The organism is Arthrobacter sp. YAF17, assembly GCF_052113365.1.
GTDB lineage: Bacteria > Actinomycetota > Actinomycetes > Actinomycetales > Micrococcaceae > Arthrobacter.
In genome coordinates this window covers 1-4,669 of the sequence record NZ_JBFRDB010000045.1, presented here as the reverse complement: position 1 = coordinate 4,669, position 4,669 = coordinate 1, and the positions used below count along the sequence as shown (strand labels likewise).

Sequence of the window (4,669 nt, the reverse complement as noted above, 5' to 3'; positions counted from 1 at the left end):
ACCGCCGAGGACCTCGAGATCATCGCCGACAAACTCAACAACCGGCCCCGTCCCACGCTCAACCTCGAGACCCCCAAACAACGCATGCGCCAACTCATTGCCACCGCGGCCTAAACCCAGTTGTTGCAACGACCAATTGACTTTGAGACCGCCGGATGGGCGCAGAGTGACCCCGCGTTGCTTTGTCCGGGGTCAGGCGCTCCGGCCTGCCAGCGCCCGCCAGAGGAAGTGCTGGCTGCGGCTCTGCAGGGCGGCGGCCTGGCGGTTGTCCGAGGCTCCCGCGTGGCCGCCCTCCAGTGCCTCGTGGAACCAGACGTTGGGGATGCCCATCGCCTGCATGCGGGCGGCCATCTTGCGCGCCTGGACCGGCCCCACCCGGTCATCCGAGGTGGCGGTCCAGATGAACGCCTCCGGGTAGTCCACCCCGTCCCGGAGCAGGTGGTAGGGCGAGAACGTCTTGATGAACTCCCACTGGTCCGGCACGTCCGGGTCCCCGTATTCGGCGATCCAGGAGTAGCCGGCGGACAGCTTGGTGTAGCGGCGCATGTCCAGCAGCGGGACCCCGCAGGAGACGGCGCCGAAGAGTTCCGGGTACTGGGTGAGCATGTTCCCCACCAGCAGGCCGCCGTTGGATCCTCCCACGCAGCCGAGCCGCGCCCGCGAGGTCACGCCGCGCGAGATCAGGTCCGCCGCCACCGCGGCGAAGTCCTCGTAGGCCCGGTRCCGCTTCTCCTGCAGGGCAGCGCGGTGCCACGAGGGCCCGTACTCGCCGCCGCCGCGGATGTTGGCCACCACGTAGACGCCGCCGCGGGTGTGCGGGGCGTCGCCCTCGTGGCCTGCGGATTCCTCGGTGCGGCGTTCCAGCCAGGCCCGGCCGATCGCGCCGCTGTAGGCGGGGGTCCGGGAGATTTCGAAGCCGCCGTAGCCGGAGAGCTGCGTGGGGTTCTGCCCGTCCAAGACCAGATCCTTGGACGCCACCTGGAAGTACGGCACCTTCGTGCCGTCCTTGGACACGGCAAAGTGCTGCTGGACCTCGTAGGCCTCTTCGTTGAAGAACGACGGCGACGTCCGGACCACCTCGTGCGTGCTGTCCACGCCGCCCCCGCCCGCCCGCCGCAGGGTGCCGCGGGTCAACGTGCTCGGCGTCGTGAAACCGGTGGCCACGAGCCAGAAGTCGTTCCCGGCTCCGGGCGCCTCGACCTCGGACACCGCTGTGGCGCCGTCGGTGCCGTCAGTGTCGAAGTCGTCATCCGAGCCGCTGGCGGTGTCCTCGTCGTCGACGGCGTAGGCATTGACGTCGTGCAGCGGCGGGCAGGCGTCCAGCACGGTCGAGGCCCAGGCGGTGTCCGTCCCGGGCTGTTGCGGATCGAGGACCCGGATCTCCGAGGAGACGTCGCGGAGCAGGTTCAGCAGCAGGAAGTCCCGCGTCCAGCTCCAGGACTGCAGGGACGTGTGCTCGTCCGGGGTGAACAGCACGGACAGGTCCCGGCTGCCGGCCAGGAAGGCCTCGAACCCCGCGGCGAGCAGGGAGCCCGCCGGGTAGGTCGTTGCGCCGACGGTCCAGTCCTTCTGGGGCCGGAAAAGCAGCCATTCGCGGTGCGAGCTGAGGTTCACGTCCACCGGGACGTCGAGCTGGACCCACTGCCCGTCGCGCAGCACCGAGGTGGTCCTCTCGAAGAAGCTGATCCAGTCCACTGCGAAGGTCCGCTCGAAGCCCGGGGTGGAGTCGTGCGCCACCAGGGCCATCATGTGGTCCTCGGGGATTTCGAACAGCCGTTCCGCCGCGGCCAGGGATTCGCCGCGGCGCAGCTTGACGCCGGTCCGGGCGTAGGAGGACGTCGTGCTGGGCAGCCCCTCGGCCGTGGAAGCGACCAGCAGAGTGTCGGCGTCGAGCCAGGAGGCGTTGCCCTTCGCTGTCGGCAGGTCGAAGCCGCCGGCCGCCGGGTCCACGAAACTGCGGGTCTCGACGTCGAACTCGCGGTAGCGGTTCGCGTCGCCGCCGTCGGGGGAGAGGGCAAGCAGCGCCAGCCGGTGCGGCTCGCCCTCGGCCGGGCGCAGGAAGCCGGCGCCGTGGAAGACCCATTCTTCGCCTTCCGCTGCGGCCAGGGCGTCTACGTCCAGCAGGACATCCCACTCCGGTGATCCGCCGCGGTAGCTGTCCCAGCTGGTCCGGCGCCACAGGCCCTTCGGGTTTTGCCGGTCCTTCCAGAAGTTGTAGTACCAGTCCCCGTGCTTGCCCACCATTGCGATCCGGTCGGTGGAGTCCAGCACCTCGAGGATGCTGCTTTCCAGTGCGGAGTACTCCGCGTCCTCCAGGAGCTCCTCGGTGCGGGCGTTCTGTTCCCGGACCCAGGCAAGCTGTTCAGCGCCGTAGATCTCCTCGAGCCAGACGTTCTCGTCGACGGGTTCGGGGGCGGTTCCATCAGTTGCGGCCCCGGCGGGACGGTCGGACGCGGGCGGGGGAGCAGCTTCAGTGGTGGTCATTTTTCCATCCAAGCAACATCGGCGCGCCGGTAGCAAGTCAAGCGGCGCCCGGCGCCCGCGGACCGCGTCCCGGGGCCGTCCGGCAGGCCGGGCACGTCAAGGCCGCGGGCCCGCAGCGGATACGCTGGATGCCGTGGGCATATCGCAGAGCATCCGGACGGCAGTGATTGGCGCCGGTCCCCGGGGCACGAGCGTGCTGGAGCGGCTGCTGGCCAACTGGGTGCCCGCCGGGCCGGACGACGCTCTGCACATCGACGTCATTGATCCATACCCCGCGGGTCCGGGGCATGTCTGGCAGCCCGGCCAGTCCCGGCTCTACCTGATGAACACCCAGTCGTTCTACCCCACGGTCATCCCCGAGGACCCGGACCTCGCGCCGCCGCTGGCCGGGCACACCTTCGACCGCTGGCGTGAACTGCAGCGGGAGCAGCCCCACCCCGCCCTCACTGCCGGGGAACGCGCCGAACTGTCCGGGCTTGCCTCGGAGGACTTCCCCAGCAGGGCCCTGTACGGCCGCTACCTCCGCTCGACCTTGGAGGAGCTGTTGTCCTGCCTCCCCGCCGGCGCCACGGTGGACTTCCACAGCACAACGGCGACGTCGGTCCGCCACACTGCCACCCTGGGGGCCGGCGACGGGGACAGCGGCCGGGTGACGTTCGACGTCGAACTCGCCGACGGCGGGGTCCTCACCGTCGATTCCGTGGTGCTGGCGCTCGGCCACCTCGAGTCGCGGCTCAGCCCCGAGCAGCGCGAACTGCAGGCGGCGGCGGAGGAGTTCGGGCTCCAGTACCTGCCTCCGGCCGCCCCGGCCGACGTCGACTGGTCGCTGGTGCCGGCCGTCAAACCGGTGCTGGTGCGCGGCATGGGCCTGAACTTCTTCGATGCCATGGGCCAGCTGACCGAAGGCCGCGGCGGCCRGTTCCTGCCCGGCGTGGACGGCCGGCTCGGTTACCTTCCCTCCGGCCGTGAACCGCTCATTATTGCGGCCTCGCGGCGCGGCACCCCGTACCGGGCCAAGGCCACCCTCGCCGGCTACTACCCCGACGCTGTGACGCTGAAGTACTGCACCGAGCACGCCCTGGCGAAATTCGCGGACGCGGGAATCCGGCCCGCCTTCGACCACGACCTCTGGCCGCTCCTGCACCGCGACGCCCTCTGGGCCTACTACTCGACGCTGGCGCGCTCGCAGCCGGGTGCCATCTTGACGGATCCGAAGGAGTTCTTGACGGCGCTGGAGGAGGCCCTCCGCCCGCATGCCCACTCCGCCGCTAAATGGGAAGACCTGGTGGACTCCGTCCTGGACGTCCACCTCCGCCCGGCCCACCGGATGAACCTGCTCGGACTCGCGGCGCCGCTCGCCGGGCGGTCGTTCGCTTCCCGCGCGGAACTCGACGGCGCCGTCGTCGAGTATCTGCTCGACGACGCCCGGCGTTCCGCGCTGGGGGAGGACGACCCGGTGAAGATGACCATCGGCGCCCTGCACCACGGCCGGGCGGTCCTGAAGACAGCCGTCGCGGACGGTGGCATCACCGATGAATCGTGGGTTGCCGGGCTCCGTGGCTGGTTCGAATCGTTTGTGGAGGGCCTGGCCAGCGGGCCGCCGGCGCTGCGTGCCGAACAGCTCGCGGCCCTGGTCAGCGCCGGCGTGGTCCGGTTCGTCGGGCCGGACCCGAAGTTCGGGGTGGACCGCAAAACCCGGACGTTCACGGCGGTGTCGCCCTGGGTGGGGAACAGCGACGACGACGGCGGCGAAGTGGTGAATGCCGTGGCCATGATCGAGGCGCTGGCGCCGGCCAACAGGGTCCCGGTCAACGAGTCGCCCCTGCTGGAGCAGCTGCTTGCCGAAGGCCTGGCCCGCCCCCGGCTCATGATGACGGTGGAAGGGACTCCGGTGCCGACGTCGGGGCTGGACGTGGCCCCGCACCCGTACCGTCCGCTGGGCGCGAATGGCTCGGTGACGGAAGGCCTCTATGTCCTCGGACTGCAGTTGTCCGCCGTGCAGTGGGGAACGGCCATTGCGGCGGAGGCCCGGCCGAAGAGCGGGCCGGTGTACCGCAGCGGCCAGCGCACGCTGCGGGACGCCGACGAGATTGCCCGGGCCATCCTCGGGTCCTGACGGGCCCCGGAAGGCCCGCAAGGGTCCATGCAAAATGAGCATGCCCTCCGTCCGGGCTGCGCAGTGGAC

Annotated in this window: 2 protein-coding genes; one reads left to right on the top strand and one right to left on the bottom strand. The window is 70.4% G+C overall.

The window, feature by feature from the left end; genetic code table 11:
* Nucleotides 1-192: 192 nt before the first annotated feature.
* Nucleotides 193-2,484 (bottom strand): prolyl oligopeptidase family serine peptidase, encoded by a 2,292-nt coding sequence (locus tag AB4Y67_RS18940; protein WP_441407299.1) that lies wholly within the window; start codon nucleotides 2,482-2,484, stop codon nucleotides 193-195.
* A 133-nt stretch (nucleotides 2,485-2,617) separates the two neighbouring features.
* On the opposite strand from AB4Y67_RS18940, the gene AB4Y67_RS18935 reads away from it, so the two are divergent.
* Complete coding sequence (locus AB4Y67_RS18935; protein WP_441407298.1) at nucleotides 2,618-4,600, top strand: FAD/NAD(P)-binding protein; 1,983 nt, start codon at nucleotides 2,618-2,620, stop codon at nucleotides 4,598-4,600.
* The last annotated feature ends 69 nt before the right edge of the window (nucleotides 4,601-4,669 follow it).